The organism is Streptococcus sp. HMSC064D12 (assembly GCF_001837205.1).
In the GTDB taxonomy this organism is placed as follows: Bacteria; Bacillota; Bacilli; order Lactobacillales; family Streptococcaceae; genus Streptococcus; species Streptococcus salivarius_D.
This window is the reverse complement of sequence record NZ_KV831722.1, coordinates 92,946-117,503: the sequence shown is the minus strand read 5'-3', so window position 1 is coordinate 117,503 and position 24,558 is coordinate 92,946. Positions and strand designations below refer to the sequence as shown.

Annotated in this window: 22 protein-coding genes and 1 other RNA gene; 6 read left to right on the top strand and 17 right to left on the bottom strand. The window is 40.1% G+C overall.

Annotated elements, in window-relative coordinates; all coding sequences use genetic code 11:
• Positions 1-54: 54 nt before the first annotated feature.
• On the bottom strand, positions 55-306 hold the full coding sequence (locus HMPREF2697_RS01400) for a YneF family protein (protein ID WP_002883695.1): 252 nt from the start codon (positions 304-306) through the stop codon (positions 55-57).
• A 245-nt stretch (positions 307-551) separates the two neighbouring features.
• Here HMPREF2697_RS01400 and HMPREF2697_RS01395 point away from each other — a divergent pair, with 245 nt between their 5' ends.
• Positions 552-1,094: a TetR/AcrR family transcriptional regulator gene (locus HMPREF2697_RS01395; protein ID WP_002886528.1), complete on the top strand. Its 543-nt coding sequence runs from the start codon at positions 552-554 to the stop codon at positions 1,092-1,094.
• Positions 1,095-1,126: 32 nt separating this feature from the next.
• Here the strand turns inward: HMPREF2697_RS01395 and HMPREF2697_RS01390 are convergent, their stop codons facing one another.
• A complete protein-coding gene (locus tag HMPREF2697_RS01390) occupies positions 1,127-2,380 on the bottom strand; it encodes a diaminopimelate decarboxylase (RefSeq protein WP_002886527.1) in 1,254 nt (417 codons plus the stop codon).
• A 136-nt stretch (positions 2,381-2,516) separates the two neighbouring features.
• Here HMPREF2697_RS01390 and HMPREF2697_RS01385 point away from each other — a divergent pair, with 136 nt between their 5' ends.
• Positions 2,517-3,653 carry a DUF5105 domain-containing protein gene (locus HMPREF2697_RS01385; protein WP_013990025.1) on the top strand — a complete coding sequence of 379 codons (1,137 nt, stop codon included), beginning with the start codon at positions 2,517-2,519 and terminating at the stop codon, positions 3,651-3,653.
• Positions 3,654-3,689: 36 nt separating this feature from the next.
• On the opposite strand, the gene HMPREF2697_RS01380 is transcribed toward HMPREF2697_RS01385, so the two are convergent.
• The 3 genes from HMPREF2697_RS01380 to HMPREF2697_RS01370 all read right to left on the bottom strand — a co-directional run bounded on the left by HMPREF2697_RS01380 (position 3,690) and on the right by HMPREF2697_RS01370 (position 5,745).
• Entirely contained in the window at positions 3,690-4,379 is a 690-nt protein-coding gene (locus tag HMPREF2697_RS01380; protein ID WP_002886525.1) for a Bax inhibitor-1/YccA family protein, read from the bottom strand.
• A 23-nt stretch (positions 4,380-4,402) separates the two neighbouring features.
• The gene (locus tag HMPREF2697_RS01375; RefSeq protein WP_002883682.1) at positions 4,403-4,906 is read right to left on the bottom strand and encodes an HD domain-containing protein; all 504 of its coding nucleotides are present in this window, start codon (positions 4,904-4,906) and stop codon (positions 4,403-4,405) included.
• A gap of 101 nt (positions 4,907-5,007) precedes the next feature.
• Positions 5,008-5,745, bottom strand: a complete 738-nt coding sequence (locus tag HMPREF2697_RS01370) for a TrmH family RNA methyltransferase (protein WP_049553983.1) — start codon at positions 5,743-5,745, stop codon at positions 5,008-5,010.
• A 102-nt stretch (positions 5,746-5,847) separates the two neighbouring features.
• On the opposite strand from HMPREF2697_RS01370, the gene HMPREF2697_RS01365 reads away from it, so the two are divergent.
• Both HMPREF2697_RS01365 and yidC read left to right on the top strand, forming a co-directional pair.
• Positions 5,848-6,126 carry an acylphosphatase gene (locus HMPREF2697_RS01365; protein ID WP_013990023.1) on the top strand — a complete coding sequence of 93 codons (279 nt, stop codon included), beginning with the start codon at positions 5,848-5,850 and terminating at the stop codon, positions 6,124-6,126.
• Positions 6,127-6,212: 86 nt separating this feature from the next.
• The gene (yidC, locus tag HMPREF2697_RS01360) at positions 6,213-7,130 is read left to right on the top strand and encodes a membrane protein insertase YidC (RefSeq protein ID WP_002883649.1); all 918 of its coding nucleotides are present in this window, start codon (positions 6,213-6,215) and stop codon (positions 7,128-7,130) included.
• Positions 7,131-7,297: 167 nt separating this feature from the next.
• Here yidC and greA read toward each other — a convergent pair whose 3' ends face one another.
• The 11 genes from greA to HMPREF2697_RS01305 form a co-directional block, all read right to left on the bottom strand.
• Positions 7,298-7,780, bottom strand: coding sequence for a transcription elongation factor GreA (gene greA / locus HMPREF2697_RS01355; RefSeq protein WP_002883697.1), 483 nt, complete (start codon positions 7,778-7,780; stop codon positions 7,298-7,300).
• An 84-nt stretch (positions 7,781-7,864) separates the two neighbouring features.
• The gene (gene mltG / locus HMPREF2697_RS01350) at positions 7,865-9,841 is read right to left on the bottom strand and encodes an endolytic transglycosylase MltG (protein WP_049553984.1); all 1,977 of its coding nucleotides are present in this window, start codon (positions 9,839-9,841) and stop codon (positions 7,865-7,867) included.
• Positions 9,842-9,937: 96 nt separating this feature from the next.
• Positions 9,938-10,432 (bottom strand): GNAT family N-acetyltransferase, encoded by a 495-nt coding sequence (locus tag HMPREF2697_RS01345; RefSeq protein ID WP_013990021.1) that lies wholly within the window; start codon positions 10,430-10,432, stop codon positions 9,938-9,940.
• A gap of 59 nt (positions 10,433-10,491) precedes the next feature.
• Positions 10,492-11,820, bottom strand: a complete 1,329-nt coding sequence (murC, locus tag HMPREF2697_RS01340) for a UDP-N-acetylmuramate--L-alanine ligase (protein WP_014633623.1) — start codon at positions 11,818-11,820, stop codon at positions 10,492-10,494.
• Positions 11,821-11,846: 26 nt separating this feature from the next.
• Positions 11,847-12,563, bottom strand: a complete 717-nt coding sequence (locus HMPREF2697_RS01335; protein ID WP_045769241.1) for a divisome accessory protein ZapJ — start codon at positions 12,561-12,563, stop codon at positions 11,847-11,849.
• A 155-nt stretch (positions 12,564-12,718) separates the two neighbouring features.
• On the bottom strand, positions 12,719-15,814 hold the full coding sequence (locus HMPREF2697_RS01330; protein WP_045769240.1) for a pilus expression-regulating Snf2 family helicase: 3,096 nt from the start codon (positions 15,812-15,814) through the stop codon (positions 12,719-12,721).
• Positions 15,815-15,922: 108 nt separating this feature from the next.
• Positions 15,923-17,908: a cell division site-positioning protein MapZ family protein gene (locus HMPREF2697_RS01325; protein ID WP_070578717.1), complete on the bottom strand. Its 1,986-nt coding sequence runs from the start codon at positions 17,906-17,908 to the stop codon at positions 15,923-15,925.
• A 2-nt stretch (positions 17,909-17,910) separates the two neighbouring features.
• Positions 17,911-19,077, bottom strand: a complete 1,167-nt coding sequence (locus tag HMPREF2697_RS01320) for a THUMP domain-containing class I SAM-dependent RNA methyltransferase (RefSeq protein ID WP_014633857.1) — start codon at positions 19,075-19,077, stop codon at positions 17,911-17,913.
• Between the two features lie 149 nt (positions 19,078-19,226).
• Positions 19,227-19,593, bottom strand: an RNA gene (rnpB, locus tag HMPREF2697_RS01315) — RNase P RNA component class B.
• A gap of 14 nt (positions 19,594-19,607) precedes the next feature.
• Complete coding sequence (gene gpsB, locus HMPREF2697_RS01310) at positions 19,608-19,940, bottom strand: cell division regulator GpsB (protein ID WP_045769238.1); 333 nt, start codon at positions 19,938-19,940, stop codon at positions 19,608-19,610.
• Positions 19,941-20,048: 108 nt separating this feature from the next.
• Complete coding sequence (locus HMPREF2697_RS01305) at positions 20,049-20,564, bottom strand: SLOG family protein (protein WP_049529112.1); 516 nt, start codon at positions 20,562-20,564, stop codon at positions 20,049-20,051.
• Between the two features lie 76 nt (positions 20,565-20,640).
• Here HMPREF2697_RS01305 and recU point away from each other — a divergent pair, with 76 nt between their 5' ends.
• Positions 20,641-21,237: a Holliday junction resolvase RecU gene (gene recU / locus HMPREF2697_RS01300; protein WP_045769236.1), complete on the top strand. Its 597-nt coding sequence runs from the start codon at positions 20,641-20,643 to the stop codon at positions 21,235-21,237.
• Positions 21,237-23,528, top strand: a complete 2,292-nt coding sequence (gene pbp1a / locus HMPREF2697_RS01295; protein WP_045769235.1) for a penicillin-binding protein PBP1A — start codon at positions 21,237-21,239, stop codon at positions 23,526-23,528. The genes recU and pbp1a overlap by 1 nt, the downstream gene beginning before the upstream one ends.
• A 104-nt stretch (positions 23,529-23,632) precedes the next feature.
• On the opposite strand, the gene pepC is transcribed toward pbp1a, so the two are convergent.
• On the bottom strand, positions 23,633-24,558 hold a 926-nt coding region (pepC, locus tag HMPREF2697_RS01290), incomplete at its 5' end, for an aminopeptidase C (protein ID WP_070849299.1).

Below are 24,558 nucleotides of genomic sequence, written 5' to 3'. Positions count from 1 at the left end.
TTATCCCCTAGGTTACATGTAAAAAGCTGAGATTCACGTCCCAGCTCCCCACCATTATTTTTTCTTTTTCTTGCTATCTGCAAGTGCTTGTTTTTGTTGTTTGATAATTTGGTTATATGTTTGACGCACTTTTGCTTCATTTGGTTTTTGACCCGCAGCTGACATCATGGTACGAACAGCGTCCACATTCAAACGAGGATTTTCAGCCAATTCTTTCTCCATTTGTTTGCGGGCAAAGTATGCGCCTCCATAAAAACCACCCAAAAGGGCTACAAAAACAAGAATAATCCAAAGGACGGTGTTCATAAATTCATTTCTCCTATAATGTTGATTTACCTTATATTATAGCAAAAATGGCCCCTACTGACAAATAAGACGTTGATTCTTAAAAACGTCTAGAAAAATAGTTTTTTCGTTTAAAATACTGATAAAATGAGAGTTTCAGTATTTTTCACTTACAACTGTAAAGGACTTGTAAGATTTCTAGAAAAAAAATAGGTTATTATATAAGTTGTGGAATTATTATTATGTTTATATAAAGGGGTTTATTTATGCTCAAGGAAGCAACTATTTCCGAACGAAAAATTGTCAACGCATTTATTGAACTCTTAGAGGAGAGTTCACTCGAACAAATCAGCATCACAGATATCATCAAGAAGGCAAATCTCAGCAGACCGACCTTCTACTACTACTATTCAAATAAGGAAGATTTGGTTGAAACAACCTTCTCAAAGATTTTAGATAAAATCTCAAGTATTCTTCAGGAAGACATGACCTACCAAGAAGGTGTTGTCACTGAAATGCTACGATATCTTAAGGAAAATCAAAAACTCTGTCTCACCTTGATGACACACATTCCAAACATCAATGAGATGATTCGTGAATTCATTATCGAGACTATCCTTAACTCTGATATTGAAAATGTTACAGAGCTCATGGAACAAAGCTATCATATCCCTGCCAAATATTCATTGGAAGTTTATGTTAGCACTATTGTTACCATTTTGACAATCTGGCTCAAAGAAGGCTGTATCGAATCCCCTGAGGAATTAGCCGATATCATTCTTGAAGCTGTCATCATTAAAGTAAAATAAGCTAGAGCCTTTAAGGCCTAGCTTATTTTTTGTTAAATGTCAAAATCAAAACCATCAAGAGTGGCAAAGTAATCATTCATCGTCTCTGCACGGCGAATCATACGAGCTGTGCCATCTTCTTGGTAGAGAATTTCTGCAGAACGAAGGCGTCCATTATAGTTGTAACCCATTGAGAAACCATGAGCACCTGTGTCGTGGATAACCAATGTATCTCCAATACGAGCTTCTGGCAATTCACGGTTCTTAGCAAACTTATCATTATTTTCACAAAGCGAACCTGTCACATCAACTACTTGAATGTCACCATCTGGATTAGTCATATTCGTGATGTGGTGGTAGGCATCGTACATAGCTGGACGGAGCAAGTTAACCGCAGAAGCATCTACACCAACATAGCGACGATAAGTGTCCTTAATATGAAGAACCTTAGTAACGACAAGGCCATGAGGTGCTGTCATGAAACGCCCAAGCTCAGTGTAAATACTGATGTGTCCAAGACCATTCGGAACAAGGATTTCATCAAATTTAGCATGAACGCCTTCACCGATAACGGCAATATCATTTTGTTTATTGGCTGGTGTGTAGTCCACTCCAACACCACCTGATAAGTTGATAAAGTCAAGACTAACACCAAGTTCATTCTTGATTTCTACCGCCAATTCAAACAGTTGAGCAGCCAAGGTTGGGTAATACTCATTCGTTACTGTATTTGACGCTAAGAAAGCATGCAAACCGAATGATTTCACTCCTTTTTCTTTAAGGTAGGCATAACCTTTGAAGAGCTGTTCCTTAGTCATCCCAAATTTTGATTCTTCAGGATGATCCATGATATCAGTACCAAGAGAGAAGACGCCCCCTGGGTTAAAGCGCAAAGAAAGGGTTTCAGGAAGCCCTGCAGCCTCTTCCAAGAAAAAGATATCTTCGTAAGCATCAAGGTTAATTGTCGCATTAATATCACGCGCGTAAACAAACTCTTCTGCACGTGTATCATTAGATGTAAAGCTAATGGCGCTACTATCAAAACCAATTTTCTTACTCATGACAAGCTCTGTATCGGTCGCACAATCGACACCACACCCTTCTTCCTTCAAGATTTTGAGGATTGCTGGATTAGGTGTAGCTTTTACAGCAAAGAATTCTTTAAAACCTGGATTCCACGAAAAGGCTGCATTAACTGCACGCGCTGTTTCACGAATACCTTTTTCATCGTAAAGATGGAAAGGTGTTGGAAATTCTGCAGTGATTTGTTCAAGTTTATCAGCCGTAATAAAAGGTGTTTTTGTCATTTGATTCTCCATTTTTTTACAATAGTAATCCTATTATAGCATAAGAAAAGGCTTGAAACCCAATTTTCTAATAATCTCAAGGCATATTTCATGATACAATAGACCTACAACCTAATAAAATAATGGGGGATTATTTATGAAAAAATATCTTTACTCTGGGGCTCTTGCTCTAGCAGCCATCTTAACGCTCTCAGCATGTGCCAAGCCAAAACTTGATGCCAAGCTTTCTGTTAACGATATTGTCTATATGTCAGGAAGCGACCTCAAGCTCAAGGATGACCAAACCCTAGTCGAAGTTTCATTCAAACTCGAGAATACTTCGGAAGATATGGAAAATGAGCTTAAAACATCTGCTAAACAATTCTACCTCAAAGATAAAGATGGTAAAAAAGTCACAGCAAGCAAGCTCGACAAGGGCGACCTACCTACTCTCTTCAATAAAAATAAGAACGTAGAGGACGCTACAGATGACTTTGGAAAGCTTGAAGCTGACGACTACAAGACTGTCTCACTCTTTTTCGAAGTTAACAACGACGAAAGCTATAAACTCTATTTTGAATCAAAAGATGAGAAAACAGAGGGACAAACAGTTTCTACTAGCCTAAAAGATTTCGATGGTAAAACAACTACCAATGTTAAAAAGGCTGTTGATGCTTATTTCAATGCAGTTCTTCTAGGTGGTGAAAGCAAAGACTACAGTAAATTTGTTTCTAACGACTTGGACAAAGCCAAGGGCGAACTTAACCAATATTTCTCAGATAGCCTTCAATACAGCTATGATGATACTGATCATATCAAACCAACCGGTGATGAAATTCCAAAAGTTTTTGGTTGGGTCCAAACTGCTAACCGTGAACGCGGTAGCTATACTGTTGATAACATTATTGTCGCTAAAGATAAGGCAGAATTCAATGTCAGCATGTCAACTATCAGTATGAAAGCTGCAGACGATGCCTATGGTGCTAATCACCCAAATCTCACAGATGACCTTAAAAACTACCTACAAAGCAATGGTGCCAACGCTGGAAATGTCGATCAACTAACAAGACAATACTACATGGAAACTTACCTACCGAATTCAATCAAAGAAGTAAGCCCATCAGCACCAAAGACAGAAGGAACAAATATCTTTGATAATTACTCAGTCGAACTTACTAAAAAAGACGACAAGTGGGCCTTCCCAGATAAAGATAGCTATGTCGGAAAATGGGAATACTACCCACTCTTCTACGCTTACACAGGCCAGCAAGGGACACTTACAAAAAACTATTAGACATTAAAAAATCAGCCAGGTGGCTGATTCTTTTTACTAATTACGTCTAGCAAAGAGTCGCAAGATATTCAAGAATAAGTTAATGAAATCCAAGTAAAGACTAAGTGCCATAGAAACTGCCCATCCATCTGTGACCTGACCATTGGTACCGTAGTAAACCTTTTTAATCATCTGGTTATCATAGGCAATTAAACCAGAGAAAATAAGAATTGATACAATACTAATCACAAAACTCATCATGCTACTTGCAAAGAAAATATTAATCAAGCTAGCCACAATAATCCCAATCAAGGCTGCCATAAGGAACTTAGCCATGCCTGATAGATCTCGCTTAATACTAACTCCGATAAGGGCCATGATAAAGAAAACAATGGCAGTGCTAAGGAAAGCTTGAAAAACTATAGCTTGCGTGTATTGAACGATGATAAAACTAAGTGTAAATCCATTCAAAGCGGAATAAACCAAAAATAAAGGTAGGGCTGCAGGTGTATTTCTTCGTGCAGCACCGCTAGCCAAAAAGACCAAACCAAACTCTAAAAAGAGGGCTGCCATGTAAACCCAAGAATAATTCATGAGAATATTGACAAAAACATGCGAGAGAGGGAAGAGCATCAGATAAGAAATGACTGCTGAAAGTCCCACTCCCATACCAACAAGGCCATAAATCTTTCCGAAAAAGCGGCTTAAGCCCGCATCACTAGTCGTATAAATTGCATTTGATTCCATAGTTATCTCCTAAAAATAATGAATTATTGGTGGTGGCTTTGTAGGGTCTTACGACGGAAAAACTTACGATTTTTAATTCGGTTTCGTAAGGGTGTCGCCGCTTCTTTAACCGCCCAATACTTATCCACCATAGTAACAATATAAGATTCCTTATACTTCGGCGGTGCAATCGTTGCTCCCCACATATGCTTGAGGATAATATCCTCTTCTTTTTTATTTAGATTAACAAGCTTTCTAGCATTACGAACAGCAATACGTGGGTGTACCCAAGCATGACTCTTATTAAATTTAGTCACTCGCCAATCATAATAGAAAAAGTCATGTAAGAGACCGCCTCGAGCAGTACTCTTGGCATCCCAGCCAAATTTTTTAGCAATCTTATAGCTGGTGTAACTAACATTAACCGAGTGTTCTAAACGTGTCGAATGATGGTGTTGTACAATCCCATCCAATTTTTGAAAACGTGGGTGTGAAATCAAATGTCCCACAACTTCCATGAATTCTTTATCATCTTCTGGTCGTTTCATAATAATACCTCATTAATGTTTCTAATGCTTCTTCATTATACCACTAGTGCTTAAAATTACTTTAAAAGTCAGTTGTTTTCTCCTAAAATCATCCTTGAGACCTAGAGACTAAACATGAGAATTCCTGCTGCCACAGCAACATTCAGACTCTCCGCCTGACCTGGCATGCTAATATGTACAAGTTGATCAGCAGACTCAGCCATTTCCTGACTAATTCCTTGACCTTCATTTCCCATCACTAAGGCAAAATTACCATCTGTCTTAACTGCTTTATAGTCAACCGAGACATCTGAGAGAGTCGTTGCCAAGACGGGTACCCCTTGCTTTCTGCAAGCCTCAACCATGTCAAGAATAGGTCCACGATAGATTGGAAGATGGAAATGACTTCCCTGCATAGAACGCAAGGTCTTCTGATTATAAATATCAGCTGATCTGTCTGACAAAAAAACTCCATCGTAACCTGCGGCATCCGCTGTGCGAATCATTGTTCCTACATTGCCAGGATCCTGAACATCCTCCAAGAGAAGGTACTTACCTGAGAGAGACTCTGGCAAGGCTTGAGATTGTTTAGCAACTTCTGCCACAATCCCTTGGGGGGTCTGAGTTTCACAGAGCTCCTTGAGCACCTCTGGACTAACCAACTTCACCTTAGCCATATTAGCCACACAATCAGCCATTTCCTCAAGCACGAAAACTTGAAGAATCTCAGCACCACTTGCCTTTGCTTCCTCAAAAAGATGCCATCCTTCTAAAAGATAACTAGTTTTACGGTGCTTGCGCTGCAATAATTTTCTAGCAGACTTAATGCTAGCATTTTGCTTTGATTGAATGATTTCCATACACTCATTATAGCAGAAATTCCTTGATAAATCTTGGACTTGACCGACTTTATAGCAAGGATTATACTAAAAGAAAGAGCTTTCAAAAGGAGGTCGTGGATCATGCAAAAAGTACGATTATTAGTCTCAGGAAGAGTCCAAGGTGTTGGTTTTCGTTATTCAACCTATGCTCTAGCACTAGATATTGGAGATATATACGGTCGGGTTTGGAATAATGACGACGGAACTGTTGAAATCCTAGCTCAGTCAGACAATCCTGCTAAGTTAGCTAAATTTATTCAAGAAGTTCGAAAAGGACCTTCAAAATGGTCTAAAGTAACCTATGTCGATGTGACCATGGCAAACTTCTCAAATTACAGCGATTTTCGGATGGCTAATTAAGAGGAAGCCACCGTTTTTAGCTTGTTCTCTTTCTTAAAAAAAGGTAAAATAGACAAGTATAACTAAAAAACAAAAGGAATGATATTGTGAATAAAAATCAAAAACGTCTAGCCCTGATGGGGCTTGCTGCCAGCATGCTTTTCTTCCTATCAGGATGTGTGAGCCTTGATAAGTCTGGTAATCCTACTGGTTGGGTCTGGAACCTCCTTGGTCGCCCTATGAGCCACGTCATCACCTACTTCGCTGATAATCTTGGTCTCGGCTTTGGTCTTGGTATTATCTTTGTTACCATCATTGTTCGTTTGATTATCTTGCCACTTGGTCTTCACCAATCTCGTAGCGCAGCCTACCAATCAGCAAAACGTGAGTACCTTGCGCCTATCTTGGAACCAATCAACGAACGTTTGCGTAACGCCGAAACTCAAGAGGAAAAAATGGCTGCCCAGTCTGAACTCATGCAAGCTCAGCGTGAAAACGGTCTAAGCTTGATGGGTGGTGTCGGCTGTCTTCCTCTATTGATTCAGTTCCCATTCTTCTCAGCACTCTACTACGCAGCACGTTACACTCCTGGTGTACTCCAAGATAACTTCCTCTGGTTTAACCTTGGTCACCGTGACTTCCCATTGATTATCATCATCGCAGCTCTTTACTACTTCCAATCTTGGTTGTCTATTCAACAAGTTCCTGAAGAGCAACGTAAACAAATGGCAGCGACGATGTACAGTATGCCAATCATGATGATTTTCTTTGGTATTAGCTCACCTGCAGCCGTAATCCTCTACTGGTTCGTTGGTGGTATCTTCTCTATTATCCAACAGTTGATTACCAACTACATCATCAAACCTCGCTTGAAAGAAAAAGTTGCTGAAGAGTTCAAAAAGAACCCTCCAAAAGCACCTCGTACTACACCAATCAAGCGTAAAGATGTAACACCAAAAAATACTCAAGCAATTGCAAGTAAACCAAAGAAAAACCGTAATGCCGGTAAGCAAAATCGTAAATAAGCTACAAAGCACTCTTGGCAAATGCCAAGAGTGCTTTTCTTATAGATTAATTCAGACCAGCCTAACTCCTAATAGCGCCGGTAAGCAAAAAGGGAGTGAGACAGAACAACTGTTTTGTCTCACTCCCACTAGTTTCAAATATTGGACACCTTAATGCCAACAGTCACTTAGGCTGTTTTTTCTACACTAAGGATTTCTACAGAGTAGCTACCTGCTGGTGATTCGATAGCGACTTTGTCGCCAACTTTCTTACCAATCAAGGCTTGAGCAATTGGGCTTTCATTTGAAATTTTACCTGAGAAGATATCAGCACCGGCTGCACCAACGATATGATAAGTATCTTTGTCGTTTGTACCAACTTCTTGAACAACAACTGTTTTACCAATTGCAACCTCGTCATTAGCAACAGCATCACTATCAACGATTTCTGCATAACGAATTTTTGTTTCAAGAATCTGAATTTGTCCTTCAACAAAGGCTTGCTCGTCTTTGGCTGCTTCATACTCAGAGTTTTCTGAAAGGTCACCATAAGAACGTGCAATCTTAATACGTTCTACAACTTCTGGACGACGGACGAGTTTGTACTCCTCCAATTCCGCTTCAAGTTGTTCTTTCTCTGCTTGTGTCATTACATATGTTTTTTCTGCCATTTTTTTCTCTTTTCTATTTTTTGAGCCGTTGGCTGTATCATCAAAACCACTATTCGTTTGCTTGATTTTAATGAACCAATCAGACTATTTATCTTTTAGTTTACTGTTAATGTAAGTTTCAACGTTATGCTGATGCTCTTCATAGCTTTCAGCAAAATAGACATTACCAGTGGTTACATCTGCCACAAAGTACATGTACTTGGTAGATGATGGATTGATAACCGCTTCAATCGCAGACAGACTAGGACTATCCACAGGACCTGGTATCAACCCCTTATGAACATAATCATTATAAGGGGAGTCAATGTTTGTGTCAATAGTTGCATCTTCTTTCAAGGTCGTTTCCTGACCTAGTTTTCCAAGAGCATAAAGAACTGCGATATTACTTTGTAGAGCCATGTCTGAGTTTAGACGATTATAGAAGACGCTAGCAATATTTTTACGGTCGTCATCTGTAGCTCCTTCTTTTTCAACAAGAGAAGCTAGGGTCAAAATCTCATTAACATTGTGTCCACTAGATGAAATCGTCGCATAGTAAGGTGATAGGTAGGTATCCATCGTTGACAACATTTCCTCTGCCAAAGACTCCACCGTCGTATCATCATGAATGTTATAAGTCGCTGGGAACAGATAACCCTCTAGGACATACTTAGCATCCGTAGAATTTGGAAGGTTTGCCAACAAGGTTGGGTACTTCGCTTTCATCTTTGTAATGAAAGCATCATCCTTCATCAATTTCAAGAAATCTTTCGCCTTAAGTCCAGTTGATGATTTTTTGCCTTTTTTAGCTGAAGAATTAACTTCAACTGCCTTGGCAATTTGATCAATGGTATATCCTTCTTTGACTAAGACCGTACCAAGAGATGGCTCCTGAGGTTTATCACTTCCTTTTTTCTGAAGTGCCTCAATAATTTCATCCATGGTCATGCTAGCCTGAAGGTTGTAGTAACCACTTTTCAGATTTGAGATGTTTTTAAACTTGGTATAGTAATTAAAGACCTTACCAGACTTAATAACACCAGCTGATTCCAAGAGTTGGCCGATATAACTGCTACCTGAATTTTCAGGAATTTCAACACTAACAAACTTAGTTGAATTAACATCTTTTGCGCCAACAGCATCACTAACATAGCGATAACCAAAGAATGTAGCTACTGACAAGATAAGTAGCAAGAAGATGATAATGTTTCTTGCAATTTTACCAGCACGACGGTTATTTTTATTGCGTTTGTGATTTCGGTTAGAACGTAAAATCGGCTCTTCGTCGACAATGTCAGCCTGTTTACCATCTTTTGGCGAAGACTTTTTCTTCTTCACTTTCTTGCCTTTCTTTTTCTTAGGTTTTCCAGAGGGTTCTAGAGAAATACTCTCATCATCCTCATTACCATCAGCTACTAGCTCTGATTGAACCTTTTCTTGCGACGCTTGGTCACTTGTTGCATGATGTTCCTGCAAGAATGCTTCTTTTTGACGTTCTGAGGTCAATTTGGCCTCCAATTCTTTAGGATCTGTATAAATAGCTTCGTTAGACTTAGCTTCAATGAGCTCCTTGGCAACATCTGCAGGAATATACTCCTCTTCAGATGCTTCGTTAAGGCTAGTTTCCCAAACTGGACGTTTAAAACGACGTTTCGACGTTTCAGTCTCCTGAGGAATATTTACCTTTGTCTCCTCCTCAATTGGCTCTTTAGGAATAGACGCTAGGTTTGAATGAGCATCAGATACTAAAGACTCCTCTTGAGAATCTGAAAACAAGCCAAGACTATCTTGTTGAGAATCTTGGGCTGTCTCAGAAGTCATAGATTTAGCAAAGGCACTGTGTGAAACAGAATGTGAACTAAAATCTTGGTTACTTACTTTATTAGACGCTGAATCACTACGAGTTGTAGCGCTCTCAGCTGACGTTGAAAGTGGTGTCTCGGGCATAGTTGCACTTTTATTATGCTCCTCCTCACGAAGAGAACGGAGCCGTGTCGCTTCTTGTAAGTCTCGGAGAATCTGATCTTTGAAGCTTAGGCTATCTTCAGAAGCTTCCGAGTGTTCATTAAACTTGTCCGTCAAGGCATACCTCCTCTATAGTAACAAACGCCATTATATCTTAAAAAGTCAGTTAATGCAAATCAATTGGTCCTTTGTCACAGTAACGTAACACTGAAATCAATGGGTTTCTGGGTTCTCCCAGACCATATTATACCAAGAGCTTCCACCATGCTTTGATTCTGATTCTCCCTCATCAGTAAAACCATTCATCTCATAGTAGGCAATCAAGTAATCATGACAAGTCAAGCTAATACCTTGGCGTTTTTGAGCAATAGCCAGATCTTTAAGCGCTGCAATCAAGGCTGTTCCAATACCTTGCCCTTTAAAATCTTTGGAGATAGACAAACTAGTAACTGCAATAAAACCTCCTTGACTAGCATTAGGAGCCACCTTATGGAACAGGTCATCTGTGAGATAACGTTCCGCAATCACAGGTCCTTCGATGTAACCAACTACAACGCCATCAATTTCAGCAATTAGAAAGGTATCACAAATCGTCTCTAAACGCTCTGCAATAGCCTCTGGAGTTGCAGCCTCTTCAGGCGAAAAATTTTCTTGTTCGATACGAACAACATCAGCCCAATCATCCTTTCGGGCATGTCGAATAAGCATATCAAATTCCTTTCTATTAAGAGAAAGAGCTGAGCGAAATCGCTACAGCCCTTAATATATTACATGTGTGTTTGCAAGCTTGCTAGGAGCTCTTCAAACGAGCGTTCGTAAAGTTGGATATCTCCAGCTCCCATAAAGACATAGACAGCATTGTCATGGTCAAGGAGAGGTGAGACATTTTCAACTGTAACCACTTTGGCAGGTTTATTGATCTTAGCAGCAAGATCTTCAACCTTAACATCACCATGGTCAACCTCACGCGCTGAACCGTAAATTTGTGCCAAATAAACAGCATCTGCTTCGTTCAAAGCTTCAGCAAATTCATCAAGAAGGGCGATGGTACGTGTGAAGGTATGTGGTTGGAAAATAGCAACAATCTCTTTAGATGGGTACTTTTGACGTGCTGCATCAAGCGTTGCAATAATTTCAGTTGGATGGTGGGCAAAGTCATCGATGACAACAGTACCACTGATAATTTTCTCTGTGAAACGGCGTTTAACACCTGAGAAGGTTTTAAGGTGTTCCGCAACCAAGCCCATGTCAAAACCGGCTACATAGAGGTTCCCAATAACCGCAGTTGCATTCAAGATATTGTGACGACCATAGGCTGGCACATGGAATTCTCCAAGGATTTGTCCATCATGTTTCACCTTAAAATTAGACCCTGTCGTTGTACGCACAATGTCTGTTGCTATAAAGTCATCATTTTCTTCGAAACCATAGTAATAGATTGGCGCATTGGCTGTAATCTTACGAAGGTGTGGATCCTCACCGTAAACAAAGAGTCCTTTTTGCACTTGCTTAGCATAGTCATCAAAGGCAGAGAACACATCATCGATACTTGTAAAGTAATCAGGATGGTCAAAGTCAATGTTAGTGATGATTGAGTATGCTGGGTGGTATGGCATGAAATGACGTTCATATTCATCAGACTCAAAGACAAAGTATTGCGCATTAGCAGAACCTCGCCCAGTTCCGTCACCAATAAGATATGACGTGTCTGTGATATTTTTCATAACATGTGACAAGAGACCTGTTGTAGAAGTCTTACCATGTGCACCTGCCACACCAAAGCTAGTGAATTGATCCATGAAGTGACCCAAGAACTCGTGGTAACGCTTAAAGCTGTAGCCATTTTTAATCGCATAAGCAACTTCAACGTTGTTATCTTCACGAAAGGCATTTCCAGCAATCAATTCAACATCTTCTGTGATGTTTTTTTCATCGAAAGGAAGAATAGGGATACCTGCTTGCTCAAGACCACGTTGAGTGAAGTAATATTTTTCCACATCTGAACCTTGAACCTTGTGTCCCATTTGGTGGAGCATCAAAGCCAAAGCTGACATACCAGATCCTTTAATTCCAATAAAATGATAAGTTTTTGACATAGTTTCTCCTTACAATCGCACTGCGATTAGTTTGCGTCTTCTAAATGCGTCAAATTTAATTCTTGAGCAACTCGGTGTTCACGGTAAGTTTGACGTTCTGGGTAATTATAAACCTGGCTACGTTTCAAGAAGTCATAGCTATTTTTCTTGACGTTCTTACGAGATGGGTTACTAGGCTGTTGATAGGTTGGGGCCACTTCTGCCAAGATGTAAGAATCTTGTTGCAGACGATTTGCCAAGTGATGGATCTTTGAGTGCTTCCCATTAGGTGCTAAAGTTCGCTTGATAGCACTTACAGGAGCTCCCAAGATAGAAGCTGTCACTGGTCCTTTATCCGTTGTTACAGCAGCTGGTTCAACAGTAGCCTCAAAGCTTGGTTTAGCTTCTACCTTAGGCTTAGTAGTCAGTTGACGGCTATTAGTATGCTTGGTTTGTTGAACTTCTTGGCGGAGGAATTTTTGGCGTTTCTCACGTACATCACGCTTAGCCTTTTCACGGGCTTCCTCAGCATAAGTCATGCCAGCTTCTTGTGTCTCCACTCGTTTTGGAGCCTGCTTACGATTGCTAGGCTTAGCTGACAAGAAATCATAGTTCGGCAACAAATCATTGTAGTCCTTATCTTGGTAAGGGCCACGGATATTTGTGATTAAATCTTCATTTTCGTATAGGCGCATAGAGACCGGTTCTTGCAAGCAAGGTTCCCCGTCTGGAATCAGCGGAAATTGTCGTCTTTGGCGATGCATAAAAGACTTCCTTTCATTTTCGAGATGATGCGTATCTTAATATAAATAATCGGGAATGGGAAGATACGTCTTGCAATATTCTATTATAACCTAATTCAAAAGATTTGCCTAGTAGCATTTTCACCTCTTAGTATTCCAATATCAAATATAACAAATTAAGATATTGCAATACCAAGAATTTCTTTAATATCCTCAACGGTCATGCTGGCACGGCTTTCATTGCCATCCAAGACGGTTGTTACCAGGTTTTTCTTGCCTTCTTGAAGCTCAAGAATTTTCTCTTCAATAGTCCCTCTTGTAATCAAACGGTAAACTTCGACATTTTGTTCCTGACCTATACGATGCGCACGACTAATAGCCTGCATTTCTACCGCTGGATTCCACCAAAGGTCAATCAGAATAACCGTATCAGCACCAGTTAGATTCAGTCCCACTCCTCCTGCTTTCAGAGAAATCAAAAAGGCATCTCGACTTCCTTGATTGAAGGCTCTGGTCATCTCCTGACGACTATCAGATGGTGTTGACCCTGTTAGCTTATATGAGGAAATTCCTAATTCTTGTAAGAGCCCCTCTGTAATATCTAACATCCCACGAAATTGTGAAAAGATAAGGACACGATGGTCTGACTCCTTAATTTGGCTAAGCAACTCTCTAAGGCTATCTAATTTTCCGCTATCTCCCGCATAGTCCATAAAGAGAGCTGGGGTATCACAGATTTGTCGTAAGCGGGTAATTCCTGACAAGATTTCCACCTTACGACGGTTGATTTCCTGATCACTTGCCGAAATTAATCCTTGTTGCATCTGTTGCAATTGTGCTAAATAGATAGCCTTTTGAGCATCTGACAATTCACTTTGGTGAGTGATTTCAATCAAATCTGGGAGATCAGGAAGGACCTCCTCTTTTTTACGTCTTAGAATAAAGGGAGAAATATACCTAGCCACTTCCTTAGGTGTTAACTTAAGAAACGTTTTCTTAGCTGGTAAAAGTCCTGGTAGAATAATCTGGAAAATAGACCAAATCTCCAACAAATGATTTTCAATAGGCGTTCCAGATAGTGCTAAGCAATGTGGAACAGAAAAATCACGTAGATATTGGGCAATCTTTGTCTGTGTATTCTTCATGACCTGAGCCTCATCGAGAATGAGATAGTCATATTTGCCAGCCTTGTAAGCATCAAAATCCTGACGGAAGGAAGCGTAGCTTGTAATAATAATCTGGTGGTCTTCAGCAATGATGTCATCACGTTTTGGCTTGAGTCCATAAGAAACCGCTACATCTAACTGAGGGGCAAACTTTTTAAACTCATCCTGCCAATTGTAAATCAGGCTTGATGGTGACAAAACCAAAACTCGTTGTCCTTCTTCTAAATGTGCAGAGAGATAGGCAATAGTTTGCAAAGTTTTCCCCAACCCCATATCATCGGCCAAGATACCGCCAAAACCATAGTGATGCAACATCGATAGCCACTGAACACCTCTTTCCTGGTAGGGACGAAGGCCAGCTTCTACCTTATAGGTTGGCAAATCAAAGGTCTCTGGCTTACTCAAATGTTGCGTTAAGAGTTGGAAATCTTTTGAAAAACGAACAGAATCACTTTCTGAAAGAGCAGCCATCAATTGATAGGCAGTTAATTGATTGAGTTCTAGGTGACCTTTTCCTGAGTAACGAGCTCTCAGAGTTTTGAGACTCTCACTAATACGATGCGTCGCTTCGTCAAAAACAATCAACTGACCACTACGATTGATAAAATAGGGCGAGCTTTCCATCAAGGCTGCTAAAGCATGATCCACATCTTCGTCGTCAAGACTTGAAAAATCAAAGGAAATATCTAATAAATTTCCCTGACGCTCTACCTGAACCTGTGGACTCTGCTCAACCCGTAAGTCACGTAACTCCTGTCCAATCAGAACCGTTCCTGCATTTTCAAAATCTGATAGAGTATTTGTAAAGAAATCATAGAGCTCTTGACTGCTACTTAATCGTTTAGATGACTGAAAATCAGGGATGAATCCATGCTTAGACATCAAACGAAAAACTGCCTGCTCATGACGATAGTTACTGGTAAATCCTAAATGACTCAACTCTTGGCGATCATGTACCAAGAAACCATCAAAATCAAAGGCTAATGTAAGAATAATCTCACTGTCACCTTTCAGATCAAAGCGAAATCTCGGTGTGAAATCCTTGATATTAAAAGCTTTTGGTGCCTTAACTGGCCCCATAGTCCTAAAATCAAAAAGACTAGCAGCCAAGATGGCTTGTTCATCGAGATTAAAGCTGACGTGCTTATTCAAATCGCTTCCGATTGGAAGAGAGCGTAAGCCAACCAAAAGTTTTTGTTGTTTTCGATTCAGACGATAAAAAACACCTTGATAAAAGAGAATACGATTATTAAAAAAGGCCTGACTATTCTTCTCAGCGACAGTCAATTCAATCATCTTAGGCTCGACACAAATATCAAACGAGAAGAGCTGAGCATCAGCAGTCAAATCCTCGACCAAAAGTTGGCGATATTCGGTTCCTTCCCATTCAAACCTAAAGCCATCCAAATCTTGCATCCGTCTCAAACCTTCCTCAAAAAAACCGTAAGGGAGACAAAGGTGACGTGCATTATTCGGTAAAATAAAGTCTAAATTAGTCTTGGCTTCATCTGGAATCATCCGTCCTAGGAAGTCTAAAAATGCCTGTGAAGCCTGGTCAAATTGAATAAGTGATAGGGGTTCATAGTAGTTCTTACCTATCTGATAATAACCTTCAGCCTCTACAAGTTTGAGGAAGGCAGGAATATCTCGAATAACATAAGAACGTTCATCTGGTAAGCGACGTAAACGTATACTCCACCAAATCTCTGAACCAAAGGTAGATTCCTCTCCCTCTACCATCAAGCTATATCTAACGGTATCATCTTCATTCAGGGAAAGGCCTTCTAAAAATAAACCACCAAAAGAGTGTCCTCGGTCTTGACCTTGAGAGGATTCTTGTTCCTCTTCCAGTTCTGCCAAGAGGCGCTGGCCTTCTTTATCATTTTTTAGATAATACTCAACCGCTGCCAAATGGGGACAATAGCCTTTTTGAACGAAATAATCACAGTCACACGTGATTTCAGAATCATTGAGTGCATAAATTAAATGATGTTGGTCAACTGTTGTATCCAACTGAGTTTCTGAGACCTGATGAATGGTAATGAGATCCTTTTCAAAAAGTTCAATACCCTCATTACGGACTCTACCCGGCATCAATTTTGCCATAGTATTCACCCCTATCTTATCCCTCTATTATAGCACAAAATCCTTATAAACTAGGCCTTCACCAAGATAAAACAAAAAACACTCCCTAGGGAGTGTCGCAGATTATTATTAATAATCAAGTTTATCTGAGTGACCTGAACCATTACCAACATAGTAACCTGTCTTACAGTTGATACTGAAGAGGTAAGTTCCATCTGGAAGGTACAAGTTGTAGTAGCCATTACCATTGATGATGTTAACTGGCTCAAGGATGAAGTTATCTCCTGAGAAGTAACCACGTGAGTGTGATGTTTCGATAATCTTATCAAGAACACCGTCAGCCCAAATCCAAGCTGGGTTACTTGTATCTGCTACTACGTTTGCATTATAAGGCACACGTGAGCGGTCACGTTGAAGGATTGATGGGTTATAATTTGTGATTCCGCGTGTTACAACTGTTGAAGCTGCAGCCGAACCACCAGTAGTTCCTCCAGTCGCACCAGTTGAACCTGAGTTAGCTGATCCATTTTGCGCTCCAGAAGTATTTGATGCAGCCGAACCACCACCATTAGAAGCTGCTCCAGACGTGTTATCACCCGAAGGTGCAGCAGGACTAACAGTATTGGCGCTATCAGCAGCTGTCGCTGCAGATGTTACGCTCGCAGCCTTAGCTTTTTCTTCAAGCTGAGTCTTACCACCCTTAATAGCTTCTTGAATAGTGCTATCAAGACTCGCATTCCCAGTTGTTGTTACACTTTCTGGAAGATTATTAAAGTTAGCATCGGATTTAACAGCGATAGAGGCATTATAGCTACCATCTACAAGAGCATCTGACTCAAACTGACTGTTAATCTTTTGTACAGCTTCAATTTGCTTCTTCAAATTATCATATTTTTTCTTAGCTGCATCATAATACTTGGTTTTCTCCAATTTCTTGAGCAGTTTTTCCAAATCTGATAGCTTACCAAATTGATCATTAGCGAGTTTTGTTTGCTCGTCATCTGTGAAGAAATTCTTATACATTTCTTCGAAGGCCTTATTATCAGCAGCTGCCGTGTCCTTGCTTGATGATGAAGTCACTGCTGAAGAAGCTGTGCTTGTTGTTTTTGCCGATTGGCTATGTGTTCCCTTATAAAGAGCATAGCTACCACCAATAATAGCTAAAGCAAGAACTGCTAGAGCACCGATAACAACACCTTTACGGCGGTAAACTGGAATGTCACCATCAAAGGCACTCTTATGCGATGGCGAAATAGATTCTGAAGAGATTCTGTCTTCTGCAGATGGGCGATTAACTGCCATAGACACTTTTGGTGTTGTCTTTTCTTCATCAGCTTTTGCTCCAGTTACCCCTGCCACTGTTGATGCAATAGCCGCCAAATCGATAGTGTCTGAGATAGTAACATCATCCAACAAAGGGTTTGAAGCTTGTGGCTCAGTATCATCAATATTGGCGACAACAGGATTTTGTGGTTCTGGATCATCAATGTTAGCAATCAAAGGATTGTTATCATCAATATTATCGACCAATGCATCGTTATAGGCTGGCTGATTAGTTGAAGTAGAGGAATCAGCAAGTGCATCACCAATGTCAAATTTTTCTGTTTCTGACGTGATGAAACGATCAGCATTCGTTGACGTAATGATAACTTCAGAATTTTGACTTTCTGGTTCTGCAATAACCTCAGGTTCAACAGGAGCATTTGGCAACTGCTTATCAACATGAGATTGAGCTTCATCAACCTTGTTATCTGTTGCACCAAAACCAAATGTGACCAGTGTTACTTCTTCAGTAGCTGTTGTTGAGTTGATTGACTCATTAGCCATTGATTGGCTAATCAAACCTGAATCCGCAAACTCCTGACGTTGCTTTTGAATAAAAGCATCCAAAGGTGATGTATCGCCGTCAGCTTCAATTTTCTTTGAAAATTTTTGTGAGGCAACTTCTTCACGGTGTTGCTTGATATACTTATCCAAAATGCTATCTGTTTCTGTTACACCAGCATTAATCTCAGCTTCTTTGCGGACAGCCTCACCGACTGTCATTTCCTTGGCATCTTGGAAATCTAGCTCTTGGCTACCTTCATAGCCATTTTGTGTTTTATCTTCTGACACGTTTAATTTACCTTTCTAGCCTCAGAACGGCGAACACGTTCACCAAAATATTGATACAAATCAACACGGAGTGTACCGTTATAAAGCTTACGTTTTTTATCGGCTTTCATACCGTATTTGCTTTCAAATTGTTCATCGCTGGTCAAGATAAACTTGCTCCAAGTTTTAAGTGGCGCAAAAGTTTGACCCATTTCATTATACAAGATATCCACAGCCTTGTCATCCAACAAACGCTCACCATAAGGAGGGTTTGAAATTATGACACCATTGATTTTATCTGTTTTCAGGTCCTGTAAACGCATTTGTTTCAATTTAATAACATCTTCAAGACCTGCCTCACGGGCATTAGCTTTTGCAATCTCAACCATACGGCCATCAATATCACAACCCATAATGTCTAATTCAACATCATAGTTTGCCTTGCTATCTGCTTCATCACGTACCGACTGTACTAAATCTTTATCCACCCAATTCCATGCTTCAAAGGCAAAATCACGATTAAATCCTGGCGCAATGTTCATACCAATCATTGCAGCCTCAATACAGAAGGTCCCTGAACCACAAGTCGGGTCAATCAACGGTTTATCCGGATACCAGTTACTAAGTTCAAGGATAGCAGCCGCCATATTTTCCTTAATAGGTGCCCCACCTTTATCAGTACGATAGCCACGCTTAAAGAGACTAGCACCTGTGGTATCAATTAAAACCGTAGCCTTATCCTTTAAGATAGAAACTTCAATCTTAAATTCTGCTCCTGTTTCTTGAAGAGGCACTCCTTCTGGACGGTGGAAATACTTCTGCAATTTCTTAACGACTGCTTTTTTTGAAATCGCCTGAACAGATGGCTCATTATGAAGCTTTGATTTAACACATTTAGCTTTAGAAATTGGGAACTTTGCACCTAGCGGAAGATAATTTTCCCAGTCTAAGGCAAAAACTCCCTGAAAGAGTTCCTCAAAGGTACGTGCTGGAAATTCACCAACTACAATCTTGATACGGTCTGCTGCTCTCAACCAAAGGTTGGTCTCAGCAATTGCACGAACACCGCCTTGGAAACGCACCTTACCATTTTCAACCTGAGTGTCATAACCTAACTCACGCAATTCACGTCCAACCACAGCCTCAAGACCTGCTGCAGCAGTTGCTACTAATGTAAATGTTTCTTTCATTGTCATCCTTTTATCTCATTGTTACGAGTACAAACTTTCTTAACTGATGGCTTATTTTCCCACTCTTTTCTTTAGATATAGTTGTAAAAGAAAGAATTCTTGCTAAAAGAAGGCTGAGACATGTGTCCCAGCCTCACCTATATGCAATTTTCTATAAGCCATGTTTTGTTCCAGAAGTGACTAGGTACCACTTCCTTCGATAATCATCTGTCTACTGCAAAGCAGTCAGGATGGTCCGTTCGTTTCCAGCCATCCCATGCCCCTACCAAAGTTTGGGTTGCTAGCTTGAGGGGTTTACCGCGTTCCACTTTTTAGGTTTCCCTAAAAACTCCGTCACTGTGGCACTTTCAGAGCTACTAAAACCTATCCGAAGACTTAGCCAGTTCACTCGCCGTAACTTGAAAACAAGTCCCTAGGCTTATTAATTCACCTAGCACAAACACTACTGGCATCACAGCCAGTGCTAGCATGGACTTTCCTCATGGAAGACTAGCAACCATGCGATTATCCAAAAATTGCACAAACCAGTTTTATTCGACGATTTGTTTTCCAAAGACCTCTTTTTCCAAACGACTGATACGTTTTAAGATATCATAGTTTGAAGCCGAAGCAACATTGGCATTCGCACGTGATGGTTCACTTGTCGCACTTGCGTATGCTGGGCGACTTGCAGGAGCTGATGAAGCTTTAGCCTTAAGTTTTGCATTTTCTTCTTGCAATTCCTTAACTAGAGCAATATAGACACCGTAATCTTTGATTACATCATCTAAAAACTCATCAACTTCTTTTTTATCGTATCCACGCATGCTTGTTTTAAATTCTTGTTCGTAGATTTTCTTGGGCGTTAAATTAATCTTAGCCATTTTTATTCTCCAATACTTGTCTTATCTAACTTACTAATACTTTACTGTCTAATGTTTTTATGATACAGAAAAAAAAATAAAAATGCAAGTTTAAAACTCAATTATATCCTATTCCGACATGACCTCATTGAGGTCATCAAAAGTCAGTCGAGATACGGGATAATCCCTTGCTTCTATCATCATACCGTAAAAATATTTCAGATTTGTTTCATTTTCAGGTTCATAAAATAAATAAGCCTGATCTGTATTGTCAATGAGAAACTGATTAAATTGTTTAAACTGTGCTGGAGATTGGTAAGCGGGAAAGCTATACTTGACAAAATCAACCTGCTTAAAGGCTGCTAGTTTTGTCTGATTCGCTTCATTCCAATTCTGACCATGCGTTTCAAAAGGGAAAAGTGTCGCCAACTTCAAAGGATAGTCTTTCTGAAGTTCTTTGGCCACCTCTAGTGCCCAAAATTCAAAACCGAGGTTGCCGGTAAAAATCATCCAATCCACACCATCATCCAAGAAACGCTTAAAATCACGTTTAATTGCTTTCTTGATAATGGTTACTTTAGGGTCCTTGTCTTTAAAAATACCGAGTTCAAAGCTCTTATAACCAGTTACCAGTAGTGATGTCATTTATTGTTTTCCTCGTTCATTTTATGGTATAATAAAATAGTCTTTATGCATATCTTATAAAGAAGAAGGGAAAGAAATGGTAAACTATCCCCATCAGATATCTCGTAAGAAAGCACAAGTACGTCCTAAAAAATCAAATAGAGTTGACTTTGCCAATCGGGGGATGAGCTTTGAATCTGCTATTAACGCGACTAATGATTACTATTTGTCGCGTGGTTTAGCCGTTATTCATAAAAAACCCACTCCTGTTCAAATTGTCAAAGTCGATTATCCCAAACGCTCACGAGCAAAGATTGTGGAAGCTTACTTTAGACAAGCCTCTACTACCGACTACTCTGGTGTTTACAAGGGATATTACATTGATTTTGAAGCCAAAGAGACACGACAAAAGACAGCCATGCCTATGAAAAACTTTCATGCGCATCAAATTGAGCACATGTCTCAGGTCATCAGTCAAGATGGGATCTGCTTCGTGCTACTTCACTTCTCGACGCTTAAGGAAACCTACCTTCTGCCTGCCAAAGACTTAATCGCTTTTTATCAAATTGATAAGGGGACGAAATCAATGCCTCTTGATTATATCAAAAAAAGAGGCTATGCAATTGCAGAAGCAGCTTATCCTCAAGTTCCTTATTTAGAAATCATTGAAAAATTATTAGGTGGTAACACATAATGGCTAAATTTAATTTCAACAACTTTAAAGAATCGCTGAGCGGTTTGACTAAACGTGCTAAAAACATCAAAGCCAAACGTTCAGATTCTTCTCGCTATAGCAAGGGAAAACGCTCAGCTACTTCAGACCAAAGCTTGGGCTGGCGTATTGCAAAATACGGATTTATTGGATTACTGACTTTCTTTGTAGTGTGTGTCATCTCTGGTGGTAGCCTCTTTGCCTACTATATTAGCAGTGTTCCTAAACTTACCGAGAACAAACTACAATCAACAAGCTCAAGTAAGATTTACGACGCCAATGGTAGCCTTATTGCTGACTTGGGAGCTGAGAAACGTGAGAGTGCATCCACAGATGAAATTCCAACAACTCTAGTTAATGCCATCACCTCTATTGAGGATAAACGTTTCTTCACACACCGTGGAATTGACGTCTACCGTATCATGGGAGCGGCTGTTAATAACCTTCGTCGTAGTAGTACCCAGGGGGGGTCTACACTCGACCAACAGTTGATTAAATTGGCCTACTTCTCAACAAACACTTCGGACCAAACCCTTAAACGTAAGTCACAAGAAATCTGGTTGTCTCTCCAAATGGAGCGTCAATTCACTAAACAAGAGATTTTGACCTTCTACGTTAACAAGGTTTATATGGGTAATGGTTACTATGGTATGAAGACTGCAGCTAAATCTTACTTCGGTAAAGACTTGAGCGACCTCTCTGTTGCCCAAGCAGCTCTTCTTGCCGGTATTCCACAAGCACCAACACAATATGACCCTTATGCTAATCCGGATGCTGCTAAAAAGCGTCGTAACACTGTTCTTAGTGAAATGTATGAAGACAAAAACATTTCTAAAGAAGAGTACGAACAAGCTAAAGAAACTGACATATCAGATGGTCTTCTTCCACTCACAAAGAAAGCTAGCTACGAGCCATATCTAGATAACTACATCAAACAAGTTATCGAACAGGTATCTACTGATGCCAATGCTGATATTTACTCAGCAGGTCTCGACGTCTACACTAACCTTAATCCTGATATTCAAAAATACATTTGGAATGTCTATAATACTGATGACTATATCTACTATCCAAATGATAGCTTCCAGGTTGCCTCTACTATTATTGATGTTACTAATGGTCGTGTTGTTGCTCAGCTAGGATCACGCCATCAGGATGAGAACGTTGCCCTTGGTACCAACCAAGCAGTCCAAACTGACCGTGACTGGGGTTCAACAATGAAACCTATCACTGACTACGCTCCCGCTATTGAAAAAGGTGTTTATACAAACACTGGTACGACTGTTTACGATAATCCTTATAATTTCCCTGGCTCTTCAACCCCAGTTTACGACTGGGACCGTAAATATTACGGAAGTATATCATTGACCTATGCTATTCAACAATCACGTAACGTAACAGCTGTTAAAGCTCTTCAGGCTGTTGGTTTGGAATATGCACAGTCCTTCTTGAAAGATTTGGGTATTGAGTATCCAGAAATGTATTACTCAAATGCCATCTCATCTTCAACAACATCGTCAGATCCTAAGTACGGTGCATCAAGCGAGAAAATGGCTGCGGCCTATGCAGCCTTTGCAAATGGCGGTACTTACTATAAACCATCTTACATTAAATCAATCAAATTTGAAGACGGTTCAACAAAATCATTTGATTCTAAAGGTGTCGAGGCCATGTCGCCACAAACAGCTTACATGATGTCAAGCATGTTGAAACAAGTAATGACAGGTGGTACAGCGACTGAAGCTTATGTCCCTGGTACATTCAATGCTGGTAAGACTGGTACATCTAACTATGGTGACGATGAATACTACAAGGTACAAAAAGAAAGTGGCGTCTATGCTTATCTTATGGTTCCAGATGAAACTTTCGTTGGTTACAATACTAAGTATTCAATGGCGATTTGGACAGGTTACAAAAACCGTAAAACACCACTTCATGATTCAGACCTTGACATTGCTAAACAAATCTACGGTGTAACAAGTGGCTACCTTAACCAGATGTATGGTGCGGGTTCTGAAGATTTCGATATGCCTAGCGGTGTTTATAATAATGGTAGCTATGTCTTCCTTACTGGTTCTTCAACATCAAATGTTTACACAGGATCACTTGGAACATCTAGCTCATCATCAAGTTTAGACTCAAGCCAAAGCAGTGACTCATCAAGTTCACAAGATAGTCAACAGTACGGCCCTGATGCTTCAACAAATCCATCGACATCGGCCTCTAACGGTTCTGAACATTCAAATTCAAACACTGCTACAGCAGAAGAATAAGAAATAAAAGGGTTATCCGAATGGATAACTCTTTTTTTACCGATAAAATTTAAAGAAGCTATATAAAACCACTAGCATCATTTCCAGTGGTTTTATATATTGTCTTATTTTGAAGCAAGGGCTCCCATTGGGTCCCAAGGAGCAAGTACTTGTGGCTCTGCTTCATAGGCTGCTAATTCTTCAGCTGTAAGGAAGTCTTTGCGAACAACGATTTGATAAGTGTATTCATCCATCCAGGCATCGGAAGCGACAAAGTAACCTTTTTGTCCGACCTTGTCTCCCCAAGAGTTTTCAACCTTCCATTTAATAGGTTTACCATCAGCATCCAAATCAACCCCAGTCAATACCATGGCATGAGTCATGAGAGATTCATTGTAGTCTAAACGTCCTGCCTTGTCTTGAGTCAAGTTAATATCCATGCTAGCTGTAAAGTCATAAACATTAGTTGCAAGAATACCTTTTTGACGGTCTGAAACTTGACCAACATCTGAACCAAACCAAACAGTCTCTCCAGCCTTCATCTGTGCAATGGCAAGCTCTTTGAAACGATCCATTGGGAGGTTAATATAACGAACACTTGGTGCACCCACAACATTACCCAACATCTCAACAGTATAAGATTTCCCGAAAGGTTTATCAGCTGTTGGAGCGTTGATGACTGACACATAGTCGCTGAGTTTTAGACCCACATATTTTTCAAAGAAAGCTTGTGGTGTGATATTTTTCTCAGATTGATAGTTGTCATCTTTATCTCGGTAGGCAAAATCAAACTGACGTGGTGGTAAACCAAGAGTCATGGCAAGATAATTGAAAATTTCTTGAAGAAGTTCTTCCTTCTTGGCCTGAACAGCAGCTTGATCAGCACCTCCAGCAATCAAATCACGCAAGATTTGAGCATCTTGACGAAGAAGCTTATTGAGGTATTGATTAAGCTCACGACTATTACTTGAAGCTACAGATTCTGGATAAACTGATTTTGGCACAACACCATATTTTTCAAAAAGTGATACGACCATATCCCATTGTCCAC

Coding starts and splice junctions, on each gene's coding strand:
- murC (WP_014633623.1), bottom strand. CDS start 11,820: ATGTCAAAAACTTATCATTTTATTGGAATTAAAGGATCTGGTATGTCA.
- recU (WP_045769236.1), top strand. CDS start 20,641: ATGGTAAACTATCCCCATCAGATATCTCGTAAGAAAGCACAAGTACGT.
- HMPREF2697_RS01395 (WP_002886528.1), top strand. CDS start 552: ATGCTCAAGGAAGCAACTATTTCCGAACGAAAAATTGTCAACGCATTT.
- HMPREF2697_RS01330 (WP_045769240.1), bottom strand. CDS start 15,814: ATGGCAAAATTGATGCCGGGTAGAGTCCGTAATGAGGGTATTGAACTT.
- HMPREF2697_RS01385 (WP_013990025.1), top strand. CDS start 2,517: ATGAAAAAATATCTTTACTCTGGGGCTCTTGCTCTAGCAGCCATCTTA.
- HMPREF2697_RS01305 (WP_049529112.1), bottom strand. CDS start 20,564: ATGACATCACTACTGGTAACTGGTTATAAGAGCTTTGAACTCGGTATT.
- HMPREF2697_RS01375 (WP_002883682.1), bottom strand. CDS start 4,906: ATGAAACGACCAGAAGATGATAAAGAATTCATGGAAGTTGTGGGACAT.
- HMPREF2697_RS01365 (WP_013990023.1), top strand. CDS start 5,848: ATGCAAAAAGTACGATTATTAGTCTCAGGAAGAGTCCAAGGTGTTGGT.
- pbp1a (WP_045769235.1), top strand. CDS start 21,237: ATGGCTAAATTTAATTTCAACAACTTTAAAGAATCGCTGAGCGGTTTG.
- HMPREF2697_RS01380 (WP_002886525.1), bottom strand. CDS start 4,379: ATGGAATCAAATGCAATTTATACGACTAGTGATGCGGGCTTAAGCCGC.
- HMPREF2697_RS01320 (WP_014633857.1), bottom strand. CDS start 19,077: ATGAAAGAAACATTTACATTAGTAGCAACTGCTGCAGCAGGTCTTGAG.
- HMPREF2697_RS01345 (WP_013990021.1), bottom strand. CDS start 10,432: ATGCTTATTCGACATGCCCGAAAGGATGATTGGGCTGATGTTGTTCGT.
- HMPREF2697_RS01370 (WP_049553983.1), bottom strand. CDS start 5,745: ATGGAAATCATTCAATCAAAGCAAAATGCTAGCATTAAGTCTGCTAGA.
- gpsB (WP_045769238.1), bottom strand. CDS start 19,940: ATGGCTAAGATTAATTTAACGCCCAAGAAAATCTACGAACAAGAATTT.
- HMPREF2697_RS01400 (WP_002883695.1), bottom strand. CDS start 306: ATGAACACCGTCCTTTGGATTATTCTTGTTTTTGTAGCCCTTTTGGGT.
- HMPREF2697_RS01335 (WP_045769241.1), bottom strand. CDS start 12,563: ATGCATCGCCAAAGACGACAATTTCCGCTGATTCCAGACGGGGAACCT.
- greA (WP_002883697.1), bottom strand. CDS start 7,780: ATGGCAGAAAAAACATATGTAATGACACAAGCAGAGAAAGAACAACTT.
- HMPREF2697_RS01390 (WP_002886527.1), bottom strand. CDS start 2,380: ATGACAAAAACACCTTTTATTACGGCTGATAAACTTGAACAAATCACT.